This window comes from Occultella gossypii (assembly GCF_019947135.1).
Lineage (GTDB): Bacteria > Actinomycetota > Actinomycetes > Actinomycetales > Beutenbergiaceae > Occultella > Occultella gossypii.
Genome location: NZ_JAGSHT010000018.1, coordinates 216,773 through 234,944 on the forward strand (window position 1 = coordinate 216,773; position 18,172 = coordinate 234,944).

Consider the following 18,172-nt stretch of genomic DNA (forward strand, 5'->3'; position numbering starts at 1 on the left):
AGCCACGGCAGCCCCGCCGCGAACGCGACATTGTTGGCCCCATCGTCGCGCGAGGGACCAACAATGTCGCGCTCGGCCGGGTCAGAACACTCCTGAGGAGAACTCCTCCATCCCGATCAGGGGCCGGATCACGTGCTGCACCTCGCCGCGGGCGAAGTACCGGTGCAGGGCGTCGTGGCCGAGCACGTTGCCGAGGGCGCCCAGGATCATGCCCTGGTCGAGCGAGAGGTACCGCTCGGCGGCGGTCCCGCTCACGGCGACGGAATCGAAGAACCCGCCCGGCCCGTAGGCACCGAGCTCGTCCTCGATGCCGGCGAGGTTGTCCACCGCTTCCCGCGGTGCGTACGGGATGGCGAGGAAGGCCGCGTGCGGGGTGACCACGCCGTCGCCGAACTCCGGCTCGGGGTTGGTGCCCTCCCGGCAGTCGCCGAAGCCGCCGTCCACGTCGGTGCCCTCGACGTCGGAGAAGTAGCCGTCCGACTGCATCCCGATCACGTCCACGCCGTAGGCGTTGTACCCACCGAACGGGTTCGACGCGGGCGAGAAGCCCCAGTACCCGTAGCCGGCCTCGTCCAGCCCGTGCCGGATGTGCGCCTGCACGGCGAGCGGGTGGTTGGCGCCCCAGCTGTCCGGCGCCCATCGCTGCTCGGGGACGAACAGGTCCGGCATCAGCTCCTCGAACATGGACCCGCCCCAGGTGGGCACCATGTGCAGGTCCTCGTAGGCGAACGTGCCCTCGTAGACCTCGATACCGAGGTAGCTGCGGGTGGTCCCGATGGGCTGCTGCTCCGCCCAGTCCCAGTCGCAGGTGTCCGGGAACGTCCGCCACAGCGAGTAGTAGGCCTCCTGCGGGATCTGGCCGAGCGCGATGCCGACGTAGACCGCGATCCGGGTCTCGGAGTTCAGCAGGTCGTAGTGGTGGCAGGTGTAGTACAGCGGCTCCTGCGGGTCGCCGTAGTTGCCGGGCACGTTGCACTGCTCCGCCGGGGGCTCATCGACCCAGAACCCGCCCCGGTTCCAGCCAGGCAGGTCTCCCCCGCGCGCGTCCGGGTTGTGGAAGAACGCGAAGTCCATCCCGTCCAGGAGGTCCTGCGCCTGGGCGCGCAGCCGCGGCTCGGCGCTGCGGACCACCATCAGCGCCGCGGCGAACCAGCCGTTGTCCACCGTGGACACGAACGGGTTGATCACCTCGCCGCTGCCGGGGAACTCGATGAGCTTGGCGCCGGTGGCCTCGTCGTACCAGTTGTAGAACATGCCACTGGGTTCGTGGCGCTCCATCCCGGCGAGCGTGTCGAGAGTCTGCGCCATCCGGTCGCGCGCCTCGGTCCGGGAGATCAGGCCGATGTCCCGGGCGGCGACGGTGCTCCACAGGTACGCGCCGATGTTCGTCGGCGACGTGTACCCGGAGCGGGTGGCCGGGTCGAGGTCGCCCTCGATGTTGTCCGCCGGCAGGCCGGTGGTCTCATCCGTCATGGCCTCGAACGAGGCCCAGGTGTCCGCGGCCCAGCGGCGTAGCTCCTGGCGGTCCGCGCGGGTCAGGTCGGCGTCGATGCCCGACGGCGCAGGTCCCGTTGGTCCGGTCGGCTGCGGTGCCGCGGTGGCCACGGCGGCCGGGGTGGCCACGAGGACCACGCCGGTGACTGCGGCGAGTAGTCGCTTTCGCATGCGTTCTCTCCCATCTCGATGCATCAGCTGCCATCACTGCGGTGGCGTGCTCAGCGTGTTGGTGCGGGCCACCTCCCCCAGCCAGGCGGCGCTCGGCTTCGGGGTGCGCTCGAAGGTCTGCCGGTCCACCCCGATGAGCCCGAACGTGGGCCGGAAGCCGCTGGCCCACTCGTAGTTGTCCAGGGCGCTCCAGTGCAGGTAGCCCCAGACGTCGACGCCGTCGGCCATGGCGGCGTGCAGGCCGGCGAGCGCGCCGGCGGTGTAGTCGATGCGGCGGGTGTCGTCGGCAGTGGCGATGCCGTTCTCGGTGACGAAAACCGGCACCCCGCCGGTGAGCTCCCAGGCGGAGCGGACCCCGATCTCGAGCGCGGGCGGGTAGTACTCCCACCCGGTCAGGGTCGTCTCGACGCCGTCGGGCACCTGCCGGGGCCCGTCCGGTCCGATGATGGTGCGGGTGTAGGCCTGCACGCCCACCCAGTCGTCGCCGCGGACGGCCTCCAGGTACCAGTCGTCGCGCTGGTGGCCGTACTCGCGGGCGACGTCCTCGCAGCCCGGCTCGGGTTGGAACGCCTGGGTCGCCACGGTCCACCCGGACGCGACCGAGGTGTGCTCGGCGAGCACCTCGCGGGAGGCCCGGTGGCACGCGAGCAGGGTGTCCGCGACGGCCAGGTCCGGTGCCGGCAGCCCGTAGGCGACCAGGTTCGCCGGGTCCTCGCCACCGGCGATCATGGCCGCGATGTTCGGTTCGTTGATCGTGCACACCCACGGGACCCCGTCGGCCACGATCGGAAGCGCCAACTCGGTGAACCGCCGGAACCGGTCCACCGCCTTCGCTGAGCGCCACCCGCCGTCGTCGGCGAACCAGCGCGGCACGGTGAAGTGCATGAGCGAGACCATCGGGGTCAGCCCGGCCGCCTGGCAGGCCTCGACCATGCGCCGGTAGTGCGCGATCTCGGCACGGGAGACGAACCCCTCCTCGGGTTCGATCCGGCTCCACTCGATGGAGAACCGGTAGGTGTCCAGGCCGAGTTCGGCGAGCAGCGTGATGTCCTCCCCGTAGCGGTGGTAGGAGTCGCACGCATCCCCACTGGGTTCGGCGATCGAGGTGCCCGGGGCGTGCTCGCGCGGCCACCAGTCGTTGTTGATGTTGTTGCCCTCGATCTGGTGGGCGGCGGTGGCCGCACCCCAGCGGAACCCCTCGGGGAACACCAGCGGCGGGGTGGTTTCGGCTGCGGTCATGGTCTTCGGCCTCCAGGATCGACGAGTGGCGCGGGTCAGTCGGCGGCCCGGCCGGGCTGCGGTACGGCGTCGAGCAGTTCGACGGTGTAGGCGTCCTCCGGGAACCGCAGCACCTGCGCGGTCTCGCCGCGTTCGACCACCCGGCCACGGTTGAGCACGAGGATCTTGTCCGTGACCAGACGCGCGCTGAGCAGGTCGTGGGTGATGAACAGCAGGCTCACGCCCCACTGCTCACGCAGACCCTCGATCAGCGCGAGCACCCCGGCGCGCAGGGACACGTCCAGCATCGAGACCGGCTCGTCGGCGATGATCACCTGCGGGTCGCAGGCCAGGGCGCGCGCGATCACGACGCGCTGACGCTGCCCACCCGAGAGCTGGTGCGGCAGTTTCGCCGCGAACTGTTCCACCGGCGTCAGGCCGACGATGTCCAGCAGATCCAGCACCCGCCGTCGGGCCTCCAGCCCACGCAGCCCACCGAAGTTCACGACCGGCCGCATCAGCGTGTACTCGACGCTGTGCAGCGGGTTCAGCGCCGAGTACGGGTCCTGGAAGACCATCTGCACGTCGCGGCGCAGCCGGCGCAGCCCGGCCCGGCGCAGCGACCCGACGTCGGTCTCCCCCAGGCGCACGGTGCCGGCGGTGGGCCTCTCGACGCCGGTGATCAGCTTCGCGATGGTCGACTTCCCGGACCCGCTCGCGCCGACCAGGGCCAGCGCGTCGCCGGGCTCGATCGTGAACGAGACGTCGTCGACGGCGACCACCGGGTCCTCGCCGCGGCGCGGCGGCGGGTAGACCTTGCCGACCCCCTCGAGCACCACGGCCTCGCGGGTGCGCCCGGTCCGGGCTTTCGCACCGCCCGACGGCGCAGCGTCGGTCCCGGGCCCGGCCGGCCCTTCGCCGGTGGTGCTGATCTGCGAACCGGCCACGCGCAGCCCGGGCAGTTCCACGACCTCGGCACGCGGGTCCGCGTAGTGGCTGAGCAGCATCTTCGTGTAGTCGTCCTGCGGGTCCTGCAGGATCCGGGCCGCCGGACCGTCCTCGACGATGACACCCTCGTGCATCACGAGCACGCGTGCGGTGGACTCCAGGACCACGCCGAGGTCGTGGCTGACCAGGATCGCGGTGAAGTTCTCCTCCCGCTGCAACTCGATGATCGTCTCCATCACGGCCCGCTGGACGAGCACGTCCAGGGCGGTGGTGGGCTCGTCGAAGACCAGCAGCCGCGGGTCGAGGGACATCGCCAGCGCGATCGCGACCCGCTGCCGCATGCCGCCGGAGAGCTCGCCCGGGTACCGGTCCAGTACCGAGGCGGGCAGCTTGACCTTCTCCACGAGTTCGACCGCACGGTCGCGGCGCCGGCCCCGCGGCACGTGCTCGTGCGCGGCGAAGATGTCCGCGAAGTGGTTGCCGATGGTGCGCACCGGGTTTAGCGCGTTCATGCCGGACTGGAGCACCATCGCGAACCCGCCGCGGCGCTGCCGGCGCAGATCCTCGCCGTCGAGGTGGGCGATGTCGGTGCCGTCGAACGCGATCCGCCCGGAGCTGATCCGGGCCGGTGCCCTCGCGAGCCCGGTGAGCGCGAACCCGAGGGTCGACTTGCCCGACCCGGACTCGCCGACGAGCCCGACGAACTCGCCCTGCTCCAGGCGGAACGTGGCGCCGCGGACGGCGGTGACCGGCTCGGCCCCGTGGGGTTCGTAGACGATGGACAGGTCCTGCACGTCGAGCAGCGTCATCGGCCCTTGCCCTCCCTCAGGCGCGGGTTGGACAGCCCGTCCACCCCGAAGTTGATCAGTGTCAGGGAGGTGGCCAGGAGCGCGATGCACAGCCCGGGCGCGAACAGCAGCACCCACTGGCCGGTGAGGATCGCGTTGGAGTTCTGCGCCCAGAACAGCATCGAGCCCCAGCTGACCATGGCGGTATCGCCCAGGCCCAGGAAGGACAGGCCCGACTCGGCGAGGATGGCCGCGGTGGCTGCCCCGAAGAAGCTCCCGGTGATCAGGGAGGTCATGTTCGGCAGGATCTCCCGGAACACGATCCGGAACGAGGACTCGCCGCTGAACTGCGCGGCGGTGATGAAGTCGCGGCTGCGCAGCGACTGGGTCTGCGAGCGCAGCACCCGCGCACCCCAGGCCCAGCCGGTGATCACCACGACGAAGATGATCATCGCCAGCCCGCCGCCCTGCAGGTACGCGGCCAGCACGATCATCAGCGGCAGCCCGGGGATGACCAGGAACAGGTTCACGAAGAAGTTGATGACGTCCGCCGCGAACCCGCGCGTGTACCCCCAGGACATCCCGAGCAGCACCGCGATCAGGGTTGCCCCGAAGCCCGCGACCATGCCGACGAGCACCGACACCCGGGACCCGTAGATCAGTTGGGAGAGCACGTCCTCACCCGCGGTCGTGGTGCCGAGCGGGTGCGCGGGGCTGCCGCCCTCGGCGCGGGCGAAACTGTTGTCCGTGGGCGCGTACGGCGCGAGCAGCGGTGCGAACACGGCGGCCAGGACGAACACGGCGAGCAGGATCAGCCCGACCCGCGCCTTCGGCACCGACCAGATCGTGCCGGCCGCACGGCCGAGCACGGTGAGCGGGCTGGGAGGTGCGCCGACCCGCACGAGGCCACCTCCGCCGTCGACCGTGGTGTTGTAGGCGTTCTTCCGACCCGACGGCGGGGGCTGGGTCGGTTCGGGCGCCTCGCCCTGGGCGGTGGCCTCCTTCTCGGTCATCGCCGCGTCCTCGGGTCCAGGTAGCCGTAGAGCACGTCGACGATGAAGTTCGCGACGAGCACGCTGACGGTGATCATCAGGAAGAGCGCCTGCATCAGTGGGAAGTCCTGGTTCGTGACCGCGTTGTAGAGCAGGTACCCGACGCCCGGGTAGTTGAACACCCGCTCCACGAGCAGGGACCCGCCGACCACGCCACCGAGGGCGAGCCCGAAGCCGGTGAGGTTCGGCAGGATCGCGTTCCGGGCGGCGTACTTCAGCGCCACGGCCCTTGGCTTGAGCCCGTTGGCCTCGGCGAAGGTCACATAGTCGTCGCCGAGGGTGTTGATCATCGTGTTGCGCATGCCGAGGATCCACCCGCCCAGGGAGGTGATCAGGATCGTCACGGCCGGCAGCACCGCGTGGTACGCGGCGTCGGCGATGAACGCCGCGGACAGGTTCGGGGTGGCGCGCGCGGAGTAGGCGCCCGAGGTCGGGAACCACTGCAGCACGTAGCCGAGGAAGAACAGCAGCAGCAGCGCCGTCCAGAAGTACGGGAACGCGGAGGTGAACGTGCCGGTGAGCGTCGGCAGCGAGTCCAGGAACGTGCCCCGCTTCCAGGCGGCGAGCACGCCGAGCAGGGTCCCGAGCACGAACGCGACGATCGTGACCACGCCGACCATCACCAGCGTCCACGGCAGCGCGGTGAGCACCAGGTCGGAGACGGACTGCGGGAAGAACGTGTACGAGACGCCGAAGTCCAGGGTGAGCACGTTGCCGAGGTAGGTGACGTACTGGTCCCAGATGTTGCCGGTCGGCACCCCGAGCTGGGCCTCGATCGCGGCGCGGGTGGCCGGGCTCACCGGGCCGTTCTGAGCGAGCTTCGCGATCGCGGCGTCGGTGGGCGAGCCGGGCATCATCCGGGGCAGGAAGAAGTTCAGGGTCACCGCCGCCCACAGGGTCAGCAGGAGCAGGCCGATCTTGCGGAGCACGTAGCGCATGGGTCACCTCCTTCGGTGGTCGACGGCGGAACGTGGGTGCTGCGGGTCGTCCCGGCCCGGGCCGTGGCCGGGGTGGGCGGATGCGGGCCCCGGCGGGCGTCCCGGGACCGCATCCGAACGGCCCCGGGGTCAGCCCGCGGCTTCGATGTTCGTCAGTACCAGGAGCGGGTTCGCGTCCCAGGTGGCCGGCGAGGCGTACGGGTCCTCCTCGCTGGGCCAGCCGGTGAAGTTGGCCTCGCTGAACAGGCCCCACAGGCCGCCGTAGAACATCGAGATCACCGGCGCCTGCTCGAACATGACGGTCTGCAGCTCCTGCGCGATCTCCAGCTGTCGGGCCTCGTCCAGGGTGACGCGGAGCTCGGCCAGCAGCGCATCGGTGTCCGGGTCGGAGTAGCGCTGGAAGTTCGCCGTGGTGGTGGTGCCGACGGGCTGCAGGAACTCGCTGGAGAGCAGCCGGCTGAAGTCCTCGTAGATCGAGCCGGTGCCACCGAAGGAGCCCATCGAGAGCTGGAAGTTCCCGTTCTGGAGTTCCTGCTGGTACGCGGCCGGCTGCGGCTGGTTGAGGGTGACCTCGATGCCGACCGCGGCGAGCTGGGTCTGCACCTCGGTGGCGCCGCGCAGCCAGTCCGTCCAGCCGTTCGGAGTGGTCAGGGTCAGCGCGAGCGGCGTGCCGGCGGAGTCGACGAGCTGGTCGCCGGACATCGTGTACCCGGCGGCCTCGAAGTGTGTCAGGGCGGCGTCGACGTCCTGGGCGACGGCGCCGCCGTCGGGCAGGTCCGGGTTCAGGAAGGCCTCCTGGTTCGGCAGCAGCAGGCCGGACATCCCGGCCGCGTCCACGTAGCCCTCCTCGGCGACGTCGGCGATCCGGTCCCGGTCCAGTGCGGCCGAGAGGCCGAGCCGGAACTCCGGGTTGTCGAACGGCGCCATGGTCAGGTTCGGGAACAGGGCGATGGTGCCGCCCGGCGGGAACCAGAACGTATTGCCCTCGGCCGCGGCTACCCAGGTGTTCTCGACGTCGGACATGAACGCGTAGGCCCAGTCGTATCCGTTGTTGACGACGTCCAGCTGGGTGTTCGAGGCGGGCAGGATCAGTTCCTGAGCGGCCACGTTCTCGACCTGCCAGTACTCCTCGTTGCGCTCGAGGGTGTACTCGTTCGGGGTGAACTCGCCGAGCGCGTAGGGTCCGGTGCCGACCGGATCCTCGTTCGTGTACGTGGTGGGATCCTCGACGTCGGCCCACAGGTGCTCCGGGACGATGATCGTCTTCTGGATGATCGCCGCGGCGGGCACGTTGTCACCGGTGAGGTGGATGACCACGTCCTGGCCGTCCACCTCGATGGACTCGATCAGGGCCCAGACGCCGTTCGTGTCCAGGGCGGGGAACTCCTTGAGCAGGTCGAAGGTGAAGACCACGTCGTCGGGGGTGAACGCCTCGCCGTCGGACCAGGTGACGTCCTCACGAATGGTGAAGATCACCGTGGCCGGGTCCGGCTGTTCCTTCTCGCTGGCCAGGAACGGCGTCTCGGTGCCGTCGAGGGTGTTCGTGACGAACAGCGGCTCGTAGATCAGCGTGGTGGTGGTCCGCTTGCCCGGCGAGTACGGGTTGAAGTTGCGGTCGAACGTGGGTGAGCCGTTGTCCGCGGCGAGCAGCATCGACGTGCCGTCCGCCCCGCCGCCGTCGTTGTTGTCGTCCTCGGTCGGCACGTCCACGGTGCAGGCACTCGTGGCGAGCAGCGCTGCCACCCCGAGGGCCGATCCGAACAGTGGCCAGCGGGACCTGCGTCGGCGTTGCATGGTGGTCTCCTTCGTGTCTTCATCGTCACGTGGCGGGCGGGCACCCAGCCGCCGGGTTCGACTGTATGCGCATACATTTCGGTCCGCAACCCGAAGCGGCCGCACGCCCCGCCCGACCCGGCCGTGGCCCCTGGCTCCGGCCAGTACCCCTCCGGCCCGGTCTGCACTCGACGAACGCGCACTTGCCACGTTCCAACTCCGAGCCGACCCGGGGTAGGTGCACGTTCGAGAGGCCGGGCCGGAGTAGCCGATGGTCAGGCGATGGGTCAGGCGACGTCGCCCGCGTGGGGGCCGCAGCTGTCCCGGAGCAGAACCTCGACGGGCAGGACCCGGGTGGTCGGCTCCGTCATCGGCTCGTTCAGTCGGTGCAGGACCTGCGCCACCGCGAGCCGTCCGAGCTCGACCATCGGCTGCCGAACGGTGGTCAGCCGCGGGGTGGCGACGTTGCTCGCCTCGATCCCGTCGAACCCGGTGACGGCCAGGTCCTGGGGCACCCGCACGCCGGCTGCCGTGAGCTCGTCGAGGACGCCGAGCGCGCTCTGGTCGTTCGCGCAGACGAGTCCGTCGAGGTCGTCGAGCAGTCCCTCGGCGAGCAGCCGCCGGCCGGTCTCGCGGCCGCCGGCACGGGTGAAGTCGCACCGTGCGATCGGGCGTTCCGGGACACCGAGCCCCGCGAGCAGCATTGCCTCGGTGAAGCCCTCGAACCGGGTCTGGGCGTCGGGTGAGTCCTCGGGCCCGCCGACGAACTCCAGCCGCGTGAGCCGGTGATCGTCGATCAGATGGTCGGTGAGCGCGACCATGCCGCCGTGGTTGTTCGCGGTGACGTGGTCGTAGACGTCACCCTCGCGTGGCCCGGCGACCACGACCACCGGGAGCCGGCGGGCGATGTGCGCGAGTTGGTCGGCATCGATCGCTCGGGCGAGGGTGACGAGACCGTCAACCCGTCCGGCCAGTCCTTCCACGACGTTGTGCGCGGCGGCACCCCGCGGGACCGCGATCATCACCGCGAACCCGTGCCGCCACGCTTCGATCTCGGTGCCGCGGACCACCTCAGCGATGTACAGGTCACTGCCGGTGTCCACGTGGGCATCGGCGTCCACCCGCACCTGGACCGGCGGTCCGCCCTCGAGCCGGCGGGCGTCGATCTGGGCGACGTCGTCGAAGCTGGGGAAGCACACGCCGATGGTGCCGGTGCGCCGGGCGGCCAGGCCGCGGGCGCTGCCCGAGGGCACGTAGCCGAGCTCCCGGACCACCTCCCGGACGCGTTCGCGGGTGGTCTCCCGGACGGCGGCGGGGTTGCGGAAGTAGCGCGAGACGGTCGCGATGGACACGCCCGCCATCTCGGCGACGTCGTAGACCGTCGGGGTCTTCTCCACCATCGGGCACCATCACCCCCCTCAGCCAGGACACGGGCACCGCGGCCATTTGACGATAGCGCGGTGCCCGGTGCCCGACGTGCCCTACGGGCAGGGTCAGGAGCGATCAGCCAGCTTGGAGGTGTTCTGGGCGGTCTTGATCGTCGCGACCGCGAACTCCAGGCCCACCCGCACCAGCAGCAGGGTGATGAACCCGGGGATCCAGCCGAACAGCAACGTGAGCACGCCGAGGACCGCTCCGGCGCCGCCGTCGTCGTCGTAGAAGCCGCCGTACGGGTCGAAGTTGAAGGCGGACACCACGGCACCCAGCCAGCCGAGCGCGACGAAGATGATCGCGAGGATGAACAGGACCTTCGCGAAGCGGAGGGTGATGTAGTGGGAGAAGCTCAGGTCGAACAGCGAGGCGAAGAATCCTGGATCACGCTGCTGCGGTGCGCCCCACTGGGCCGCGGCTTGGGTCTGGCCGTACGCCTGTCCCTGGCCGTACCCCTGGCCCTGACCGTAGGCACCCGCTTGGCCGCCGGGCGCCGCGGGTGGCGTCGGCGGGAACTGCTGGCCGGCCTGACCTGACGGTGCGGGCTGTCCGTACGGCGGCTGCTGGCCGTAGCGCTGCTCCTGGCCGCCTCCGGCCGGCGCCTGCGGCGGCTGTTGGCCGTACGGCTGCTCCTGGCCTCCTGCGGCCGAGCCCTGCGGCGATTGCTGGCCACCCGGCCCGGACCGGGCTTCCGGCTCCTGGTCGGGCTGTTCATATCCACTCGGCGGTTGCTGCGTCATCTGAGTCCCCATCTGATCGACTGACCGCGGATCGGTTGCGTCGGGGACTCACGCTAGCCAACCGCCGGTGAGTCCGCCGCTCGAGCCGGGCGATCCCGGACTCAGCGGCGGGGCGGCTGCCAGACCACGAGTGCGCCCGCGGACGAGCGCACGCGGCGCAGCCGGGTGCCCAGCGGCACCGCGACCACGTCGCCACCGGGGCTGGCGTGGAACACGCGGCGGCCGCCGCCGAGGAGCTGGTTGAGGCGGTCGACCTCGGCCTCGAGCCGCTCGTTCTCCGCAGCGAGCTCGAGGATCCGCTTGATGCCGGCGAGGTTGATGCCCTCCTCCTGGGAGAGGCGCTGCACCTCACGCAGCACGTCGACGTCGCGCTGGGAGTACCGGCGGCCCCGCCCGCTCGTGCGGCGCGGGACCACCAGCCCCAGTCGGTCGTACTGACGCAACGTCTGCGGGTGCATCCCGGCGGCCTCGGCCGCGATCGAGATCGCCAGTACCGGTGCGTCATACGTCGCGGCCATGACCTATCAACTCCTGGCTGCTGCGGCGAGCCCGGCCCTCGGGTCGGTACCGTCGCTGGCCGCCTCGAACTGTTCGAGGGCGGCCCGGGCGTCCTTGTTGAGGTTGCGCGGGACGGCGACCTCGAGGGTGACGATCAGGTCACCGGTGCCATTCTTCGTGGCCACACCCTTGCCCTTGGCGCGCAGCCGCGCGCCGGACTGGGTGCCCGCCGGGACCTTCAGCTTCACGGAGGACCCGTCAAGTGTGGGCACCGAGATGGTGGCTCCGTTGACGGCCTCCGGGAACGTGATCGGCACCGTGATGGTCAGGTTGCGCCCGTTGATGCCGAACACCGGGTGCGGCTCGACGCGCACGGTCACCACCAGGTCACCGGGGCTGCCGCCGTTGATGGAGGCCTGCCCCTTGCCGGCCAGACGGATCTTCTGGCCGTCGGTGACACCCGCGGGGATCCGCACGTTCATCGACTTGCCACCGTCGATGGTCAGGGACACCGTGGCGCCCTGCACCGCCGTTCGGAACGGCAGCGTGGCGGACGTGGTGATGTCCCCACCCTTCTGCGGGGCTCGGAAACCGGCGCCCGCACCGCCCGGCATGCCGCCGCCGAACAGGCCACCGAGGATGTCCTCGAAGCCGCCGCCGGGCATGCCGCCACCGTCGGTCGAGTACCTCACCCGGGTGCCGCCACCAGGAGCGCCCTGGTTGAACATGCCCCCGAAGAGATCCTCGAAGCCGCCGGTGTTCGCGCCCCCGGTGCCGGAGGCGAACCGCGGTCCGCCTCCGGCCATGGCCCGCAGCGCGTCGTACTGCTTGCGCTGCTCGGCGTCGGAGAGCACACCGTAGGCCTCGCCGATCTCCTTGAACTTCGCTTCGGCCTTGGCGTCACCGGGGTTCTGGTCCGGGTGCCAGGTGCGGGCGAGCTTGCGGTAGGCCTTCTTGACCTCGGCGGCGTCGGCATCCTTGGACACGCCGAGCATCTTGTAGAAGTCCTTCTCGAGCCAGTCCTGTCCGGTCATGCCTCACCTCCTCGATCGTGTGCTGTCATTCTGGGCCGGTGACCCCTACCCGCGCGGGGCGGATGACCACGTCACCGGCACGGTAGCCCGGCTGGAGCACGGTGGTGATGGTGTCCACCGTGACGTCCGGGCTCTGGTTGTGCATGAGGGCCTCGTGCACGTTGGGGTCGAACTCCTCCCCCTCCGCGCCGAACCGCTCCACCCCGAACCGGGTGGTCAGCGTGGTCTCGAGTTTGTCCGCGATGGACGCGAACGGACCCTCGAGCGCCTGGTGCTGACGGGCCGCGGCGATGTCGTCGAGCACCGGGATCAGTGCCTCGACGACGGAGTGCGCCCCGCGGGTCTTCTCGGCCTCGGCCTCGGCGCGAGACCGCTTGACGAAGTTGTTGAACCGCTGGTCCAGGTTGTACAGGTCCGCCTTGCCGCGGGCCACCTGGTCGGCGAGGTCCAACGCCTCGGCCTTCGCCTTGGCGAGTTCGTCATCGACCGACGGCGCAGCGTCGCCCTCGGCGACCGGCTCGACGGGCGAGGCGTCCGCCCGGGAGGCACCGCCGTCGGGCTCGACGGCGGCGCCTCCCTCGCTACGGACCTCGCCCGTGTTCGGGTCGAGTCGCCGCTTGTCGCGGATGACCGGTTCGGACTCGTTCTCGGGCGTCACTTGTTCTCTTCCTCATCCACGATCTCGGCGTCGACGATGTCGTCCTCGTCGGCGGCCGGGGCCGTCTCCTCGGCAGCCGGCGCACCCTCGCCCGAGGCGGGGGCGGCATCGGGCTGGGCGTAGAGCGCCTCGCCGATCTTCTGGCTCACGGCAGCGAGCTCGGTCTGGGCCGTCTTCACGGCCTCGATGTCCTCACCCGCGAGCGCGGTCTTGAGCTTGTCGACGGCGGCGCGCACCTCGGTGGCGACGTCCTCAGGCAGCTTGTCGGCGTTGTCGGTGAGGAGCTTCTCGGTCGAGTAGGCGAGCTGTTCCGCGGTGTTGCGGGTCTCGGCCTCCTCGCGCCGGGCGGCGTCCTCGGCCGCGTGCGCCTCGGCCTCCTTGATCATGCGGTCGATCTCATCCTTGGGGAGGGCGGACCCACCGGTGATCGTCATCGACTGTTCAGCGTTCGTGCCGCGGTCCTTGGCGGACACGTGCACGATGCCGTTCGCGTCGATGTCGAAGGTGACCTCGATCTGCGGGACGCCGCGGGGGGCCGGAGCGATCCCGGTCAGCTCGAAGGTGCCCAGCGGCTTGTTGTCCTTGACGAAGTCACGCTCGCCCTGGAACACCTGGATGAGCACGCTCGGCTGATTGTCCTCGGCTGTGGAGAACACCGCGGAGCCCTTGGTCGGGATCGCCGTGTTGCGCTCGATCATGTTCGTCATCACGCCGCCCTTGGTCTCGATGCCGAGGGACAGCGGGGTGACGTCGATGAGCAGCACGTCCGTGCGCTCGCCCTGGAGCACGCCGGCCTGCAGCGCGGCGCCGACGGCGACGACCTCGTCCGGGTTGACGCCCTTGTTGGGCTCCTTGCCACCGGTCAGCTCCTTGACCACCTCGGTCACGGCGGGCATCCGGGTGGAACCACCGACGAGCACCACGTGGTCGATCTCGGACAGGCTGATGCCGGCGTCCTTGATGACGTTGTGGAACGGCTCCTTGGTGCGGTCGAGCAGGTCCGAGGTCATCTGCTGGAACTGGGCCCGGGTGAGCTTCTCGTCCAGGTGGATCGGACCGTTCTCGGACATCGACAGGTACTGCAGGGAGATGTTCGTGCTGGTGGCCGAGGAGAGTTCCTTCTTGGCCTGCTCGGAGGCCTCACGCAGGCGCTGGACGGCGATCTTGTCCTTGGCCAGGTCCACGCCGGAGCTGTTCTTGACCTGCGTCACCAGCCAGTCGACGATCCGCTGGTCCCAGTCGTCACCACCGAGACGGTTGTCGCCGTTGGTGGCGCGGACCTGGATGGTGGAGAAGTCGTCGTCGTCCTTGCCCACCTCGAGCAGGGACACGTCGAACGTGCCACCACCGAGGTCGAAGACCAGGATGAGCTCGTCCTCCTTGCCCTTCTCCAGGCCGTAGGCGAGCGCGGCCGCGGTGGGCTCGTTGATGATGCGCTGCACGTTCAGGCCGGCGATCTGCCCGGCGTCCTTGGTGGCCTGGCGCTCGGCGTCGTTGAAGTACGCGGGCACCGTGATCACGGCGTCGGTGACGGGCTCGCCGAGGTAGGCCTCGGCGTCCTTCTTGAGCTTGCCGAGCACCCGCGCGGAGATCTCCTGCGCGGTGTACTTCTTGTCGTCGATGGAGACGGACCAGTCCGTGCCCATGTGCCGCTTCACCGAGGCGACCGTGCGGTCCACGTTGGTGACGGCCTGGCGCTTGGCCACCTCGCCGACGAGTACCTCGCCGGTCTTGCTGAACGCCACGACGGAGGGCGTGGTGCGCGCACCCTCGGCGTTGGCGATGACGGTGGGCTCGCCACCCTCCAGAACGGCGACCACGGAGTTGGTGGTGCCCAGGTCGATACCGACCGATCGTGCCATGTTCGTGTGCTCCTTCCGGGCCGCCCCCCGTGGGTACGACCACATCTGCTTGAGTCTTCCGCACTCAAGTTTCCTCGCCGGCCCGAGGTTGTCAAACCAGAGTGGCAAGACTTGAGTCTGTATGGCTCAACTATGTCCGCTGGCAGAGTATTCCCGGCCGGGACATGGACACTTCGCCCGACCCGCTACCCAACCCTCCGGGACAACGGCTAGCGGGACACCGCCGGCCGAGGGTACGGTCGGAGTGCGCTCAGGGCGCCTCCGGTCCGCGGGCAGGGCACAGCCCACCTGATCTGCAAGACCTGAGCAGCACCTAGCCTCTTTCGCCCCGACGGCGCGGACATCGGGATCGACGCGAAGGAGGGCGTGATGCCCGAAGTCCGATGGAATCTGCCCGACGATCCGAGCCTGGAGTGGCTCAAGTCCCGGGCCAAGCAGTTGCGCCGCGCGTTCGGCAATCCAGACGCCGACGAACACGCTCTGGCCGTTGAGCTCGTCGACGCCTTCGATCCGGGCCCGCCGACCGAGGCCATCCAGCTCTCGCGGGCTCAACGCGTGCTCGCTCGTGCGTTCGGCTTCCCGGGATGGTCACGGCTGCGTGAGCACCTCGAGACGCTGACCACGTTCGGGCGACCGATGGCAGCAACCTCCGAGGACGACAGCCCCGAGGACCGGCTGCTGCGCCTCGGCACACTGAACTACAGCCAATGGTCCGACGGCTCCGATGCCCGAGCGTTGTTGGCCGAGGATCCAACCCTGGCCGTGGCTTCCGTGTACACGATGGCCGCGTGCGGGAGCGCTGACGAACTCGCAGACCTGTTGCGCGATGACCCAGCACAGGTCGACCGCCAGGGCGGGCCACACCGCTGGGAGCCGCTGCTGTACGCGTGCTACTCACGGCTCGGGACCGGCGATGCCGTGCGGACGGTGCAGGTGCTGCTCGACGCCGGCGCCGAGCCCAACGCCGGGTTCCTGTGGCGCCGGTTCCCGTCGCCGTTCACGGCGCTCACCGGCGTGCTCGGAGGCGGTGAGCGCGGCGAGCCGCCACACCAGGCAGCCGTCGCACTGGCGAAGACACTGCTCGATGCGGGTGCCGACCCCAACGACAACCAGGCGTTCTACAACAGGATGTTCACCCGCGACGACTCCCATCTGCCACCTCTGCTGTCCCACGGCGCCGGACACCCTCATCCAAGCGTGTGGCGCGACCGTCTCGGCGCGGCCTACCCGACGCCCGAGCAGATGGTCGGTGAGCACCTGCGCAGGGCAGCTGAGCGCGGCTACACCGAACGGGTCCGTCTGCTGCTGAAGCACGGCGTCGACCCCAACACCGTCGGCTACCACCCGAGCCTCGGAGACCAGACCGCCTACGAGATCGCGGTGCGCAACGGTCACCGCGAGGCGGCCGAGCTCCTTGCGGCGGCGGGCGGCCGCAGCGACCGACTCGACGACTACGACCTGGCCCTGGCCGCGGCGTTCGCCGGTGACACGCACAGGGTCAGACGGTTGCCAGATCTACCGGAGAGGCGGCCTGACGCCATGCGTCTGGCCGCCGCGCAGCACGGGATCGCCGCCCTGGCCCGATTGATCGACCTCGGGTACGACGTCAGCGCACGCGGCCAGTGGGGCGCCACGGCACTGCACGAGGCCGCTCTCCGCGGCGATTCAGTGGCATGTCGGTGGCTCGTCGACCATGGCGCTGACCGGACCGCCGAGGACGAACGTTTCTCCGGCACCCCATCGGACTGGGCCGCGCACGCCGGGCATGCGGAACTAGCGGAGGAGCTCCGCGTTTCGTGAACATCGCGCGACGCCGAGCCGGTCGAGGCAACGAGGTCGGTGGCACTCTCGACGGCGCAGGCCTTATGAGCACCGTGTGGATCTCGATCACAGTTGACCTACGACACCGAGGCATATACCTTAGCAACTAAGGAACCTACTAAGGGGTATTCGATGAGCGGGCGGGACGAGTTGACGGAGCGGATCCTGGGTACATTGGCGCGCCGCCACAGCACCGCAACCGTGCTGTTCCATCACGCGGTGGCCGAGCGGCTCGGGCTCGGACCCACGGACCACAAGTGCCTCGACCTGGTCGTCGAGCACCAGACGGTCACCGGCAGCGAGCTGGCCGCGATGACCGGGCTGACGTCCGGTGCGGTCACCGGCGTGGTGAACCGGCTCGAGCAGGCCGGCTACATCCGGCGCGAGCCGGACCCAGAGGATGGGCGTCGGCAGTTGCTCAGGCCGGTGCCGGAGCGGTTCGGTGAGGCGGAGCGGCTCTTCAAGGGCATCGCGGTCTCCGCGGCCGGCCTGCTCGACGGTTTCGACGACCAGCAGTTGGAAGCCATCGCAACGTTCCTGACCAGATCCACCGAGTTCGCCCGCGAACGTGCGGCCGTGCTGCGCGCCGAGGTGCTCGGCCGTGGCGGCCGCACCAGGAAGACCCAAGGAGAGCCATGACCACCGACGACATCCAGATCCAGAACCTGTTCGACGGCATGCTCGCGGCGTGGACCAGGGGCGATGCACCCGGGTACGGCGCGTGCTTCACCGAAGACTCCGACTACGTCTCGTACGACGGGACACGTGCCGAAGGTAGGCAGCCCATGGTCGACGCGCACCACAAGCTGTTCCGTGGCGTGCTGGCCGGGTCCGCGCTGGTCGGGGAGATCGAGTCGATCCGCTATGTGGGTAACGAAGTGGCGGTGGTGCATGCCACAGGGTCGGTCCTGATGCCGTGGCGCAGTTCGCTACCCAAGCGGCGCCTGTCTCGACAGACTCTGGTCGCGGTGCACGGGGACAACGGCTGGCGGATCGCGGCGTTGCACAATGGCAGGGTCCGGCCGATCACCGTCCCTCAGCCCGACTCCTTCCCGTCGAAGGCATCGCGCACGATGTCCCGGATCGCGCGAGCCGTCGGCATCGGTCGGGCCACGGCCTCTGGCTGACCCAGGTCGGGCGCGTCGCCCTTCGCGCGGGAAGTCCTGGGCCCTCTCTGGCCCCGGCTTCTCATGCTTGCTCGGAGAGGCCGAGACAGCGCCGCTCCAACCCGTCTGCCGAGAGCTCCCGCCCGCCGCAGCAACGCAATGCCGACCCGCTCTCAAGGCTCCACCTGGCCACGGTCTCGTTCGTGACCACGAGCAACCTTGGCGGCGCCCTGTTGCGACGATTCGGAAGAGTTCATGAGTTCCGTCGGTTCCGACCCTGGCCCCGACTCTGGGATTCGGCACCGGCCGTTCGCAGGTGGCAGTCGAGCGGCCGCCTCGCGGCCGAATCCCATCCCCCGGTGAGCCCGGTCCACCTCGTACCCGATCTCGGGTTCATCGCCGCAGCACTCACCCAACGTGATGCCACAGGCGCCGAGGAACATCTCGAAGTGAGTGCTAGGAGGGTGCGTCAGCTCGGGAGCCTTATCTACTCGCCAATCGCGAAGGTCGCGCCTAGTGGCGCGGATTTGAAGTTGTTGGACGGTTGGCCTTCTTGAGGATCTCGTCTGCGGTCTTGGTCCACACGAATGGGTGGGCGCGTTTGTTCCAGCCCTCGATGTAGGCGCGGAGCTTGCCGTTG

Annotated in this window: 15 protein-coding genes and 1 pseudogene; 3 read left to right on the forward strand and 13 right to left on the reverse strand. The window is 69.8% G+C overall.

Annotation, left to right across the window (positions count from 1 at the left end; all coding sequences use genetic code 11):
• Positions 1–81: 81 nt before the first annotated feature.
• The 12 genes from KCQ71_RS19890 to dnaK form a co-directional block, all read right to left on the reverse strand.
• A complete protein-coding gene (locus KCQ71_RS19890; protein WP_223409187.1) occupies positions 82–1,665 on the reverse strand; it encodes a glucoamylase family protein in 1,584 nt (527 codons plus the stop codon).
• Positions 1,666–1,698: 33 nt separating this feature from the next.
• Entirely contained in the window at positions 1,699–2,904 is a 1,206-nt protein-coding gene (locus tag KCQ71_RS19895; protein WP_223409189.1) for a glycoside hydrolase family 1 protein, read from the reverse strand.
• Positions 2,905–2,939: 35 nt separating this feature from the next.
• Positions 2,940–4,640 carry an ABC transporter ATP-binding protein gene (locus KCQ71_RS19900; RefSeq protein WP_223409191.1) on the reverse strand — a complete coding sequence of 567 codons (1,701 nt, stop codon included), beginning with the start codon at positions 4,638–4,640 and terminating at the stop codon, positions 2,940–2,942.
• Positions 4,637–5,632, reverse strand: a complete 996-nt coding sequence (locus KCQ71_RS19905; RefSeq protein WP_223409194.1) for an ABC transporter permease — start codon at positions 5,630–5,632, stop codon at positions 4,637–4,639. Before KCQ71_RS19905 ends, KCQ71_RS19900 begins: the two co-directional genes overlap by 4 nt.
• Positions 5,629–6,609: an ABC transporter permease gene (locus KCQ71_RS19910; protein ID WP_223409195.1), complete on the reverse strand. Its 981-nt coding sequence runs from the start codon at positions 6,607–6,609 to the stop codon at positions 5,629–5,631. The genes KCQ71_RS19905 and KCQ71_RS19910 overlap by 4 nt, the downstream gene beginning before the upstream one ends.
• Positions 6,610–6,738: 129 nt before the next feature.
• On the reverse strand, positions 6,739–8,403 hold the full coding sequence (locus KCQ71_RS19915; RefSeq protein ID WP_223409197.1) for an ABC transporter substrate-binding protein: 1,665 nt from the start codon (positions 8,401–8,403) through the stop codon (positions 6,739–6,741).
• A 266-nt stretch (positions 8,404–8,669) separates the two neighbouring features.
• Positions 8,670–9,782, reverse strand: coding sequence for a LacI family DNA-binding transcriptional regulator (locus tag KCQ71_RS19920; protein ID WP_223409199.1), 1,113 nt, complete (start codon positions 9,780–9,782; stop codon positions 8,670–8,672).
• A gap of 93 nt (positions 9,783–9,875) precedes the next feature.
• The gene (locus KCQ71_RS19925) at positions 9,876–10,553 is read right to left on the reverse strand and encodes a DUF4282 domain-containing protein (protein WP_223409201.1); all 678 of its coding nucleotides are present in this window, start codon (positions 10,551–10,553) and stop codon (positions 9,876–9,878) included.
• Positions 10,554–10,654: 101 nt separating this feature from the next.
• Entirely contained in the window at positions 10,655–11,071 is a 417-nt protein-coding gene (locus KCQ71_RS19930) for a heat shock protein transcriptional repressor HspR (RefSeq protein ID WP_223409203.1), read from the reverse strand.
• A 6-nt stretch (positions 11,072–11,077) separates the two neighbouring features.
• Entirely contained in the window at positions 11,078–12,085 is a 1,008-nt protein-coding gene (locus KCQ71_RS19935) for a DnaJ C-terminal domain-containing protein (RefSeq protein WP_223409213.1), read from the reverse strand.
• Between the two features lie 25 nt (positions 12,086–12,110).
• Complete coding sequence (locus KCQ71_RS19940; RefSeq protein WP_223409215.1) at positions 12,111–12,743, reverse strand: nucleotide exchange factor GrpE; 633 nt, start codon at positions 12,741–12,743, stop codon at positions 12,111–12,113.
• Complete coding sequence (dnaK, locus tag KCQ71_RS19945; protein WP_223409223.1) at positions 12,740–14,605, reverse strand: molecular chaperone DnaK; 1,866 nt, start codon at positions 14,603–14,605, stop codon at positions 12,740–12,742. The genes KCQ71_RS19940 and dnaK overlap by 4 nt, the downstream gene beginning before the upstream one ends.
• A gap of 369 nt (positions 14,606–14,974) precedes the next feature.
• Between dnaK and KCQ71_RS19950 the strand changes: the two genes are divergently transcribed.
• From KCQ71_RS19950 to KCQ71_RS19960, 3 genes are all read left to right on the forward strand, one after another.
• The gene (locus KCQ71_RS19950; RefSeq protein ID WP_223409225.1) at positions 14,975–16,405 is read left to right on the forward strand and encodes an ankyrin repeat domain-containing protein; all 1,431 of its coding nucleotides are present in this window, start codon (positions 14,975–14,977) and stop codon (positions 16,403–16,405) included.
• Between the two features lie 153 nt (positions 16,406–16,558).
• Entirely contained in the window at positions 16,559–17,065 is a 507-nt protein-coding gene (locus tag KCQ71_RS19955; RefSeq protein WP_223409227.1) for a MarR family winged helix-turn-helix transcriptional regulator, read from the forward strand.
• Entirely contained in the window at positions 17,062–17,553 is a 492-nt protein-coding gene (locus KCQ71_RS19960) for an SgcJ/EcaC family oxidoreductase (RefSeq protein ID WP_223409236.1), read from the forward strand. The genes KCQ71_RS19955 and KCQ71_RS19960 overlap by 4 nt, the downstream gene beginning before the upstream one ends.
• Positions 17,554–18,045: 492 nt before the next feature.
• Here the strand turns inward: KCQ71_RS19960 and KCQ71_RS19965 are convergent.
• Positions 18,046–18,172, reverse strand: a pseudogene (locus KCQ71_RS19965) (IS630 family transposase); the annotation flags it as partial.

Excerpts from the sequence above, each read along its gene's own strand:
- KCQ71_RS19920 (WP_223409199.1), bottom strand. The coding sequence starts at position 9,782 with ATGGTGGAGAAGACCCCGACGGTCTACGACGTCGCCGAGATGGCGGGC.
- KCQ71_RS19895 (WP_223409189.1), bottom strand. The coding sequence starts at position 2,904 with ATGACCGCAGCCGAAACCACCCCGCCGCTGGTGTTCCCCGAGGGGTTC.
- KCQ71_RS19960 (WP_223409236.1), top strand. The coding sequence starts at position 17,062 with ATGACCACCGACGACATCCAGATCCAGAACCTGTTCGACGGCATGCTC.
- KCQ71_RS19930 (WP_223409203.1), bottom strand. The coding sequence starts at position 11,071 with ATGGCCGCGACGTATGACGCACCGGTACTGGCGATCTCGATCGCGGCC.
- KCQ71_RS19950 (WP_223409225.1), top strand. The coding sequence starts at position 14,975 with ATGCCCGAAGTCCGATGGAATCTGCCCGACGATCCGAGCCTGGAGTGG.
- KCQ71_RS19915 (WP_223409197.1), bottom strand. The coding sequence starts at position 8,403 with ATGCAACGCCGACGCAGGTCCCGCTGGCCACTGTTCGGATCGGCCCTC.
- KCQ71_RS19955 (WP_223409227.1), top strand. The coding sequence starts at position 16,559 with ATGAGCGGGCGGGACGAGTTGACGGAGCGGATCCTGGGTACATTGGCG.
- KCQ71_RS19900 (WP_223409191.1), bottom strand. The coding sequence starts at position 4,640 with ATGACGCTGCTCGACGTGCAGGACCTGTCCATCGTCTACGAACCCCAC.
- dnaK (WP_223409223.1), bottom strand. The coding sequence starts at position 14,605 with ATGGCACGATCGGTCGGTATCGACCTGGGCACCACCAACTCCGTGGTC.
- KCQ71_RS19910 (WP_223409195.1), bottom strand. The coding sequence starts at position 6,609 with ATGCGCTACGTGCTCCGCAAGATCGGCCTGCTCCTGCTGACCCTGTGG.
- KCQ71_RS19905 (WP_223409194.1), bottom strand. The coding sequence starts at position 5,632 with ATGACCGAGAAGGAGGCCACCGCCCAGGGCGAGGCGCCCGAACCGACC.
- KCQ71_RS19925 (WP_223409201.1), bottom strand. The coding sequence starts at position 10,553 with ATGACGCAGCAACCGCCGAGTGGATATGAACAGCCCGACCAGGAGCCG.
- KCQ71_RS19935 (WP_223409213.1), bottom strand. The coding sequence starts at position 12,085 with ATGACCGGACAGGACTGGCTCGAGAAGGACTTCTACAAGATGCTCGGC.
- KCQ71_RS19890 (WP_223409187.1), bottom strand. The coding sequence starts at position 1,665 with ATGCGAAAGCGACTACTCGCCGCAGTCACCGGCGTGGTCCTCGTGGCC.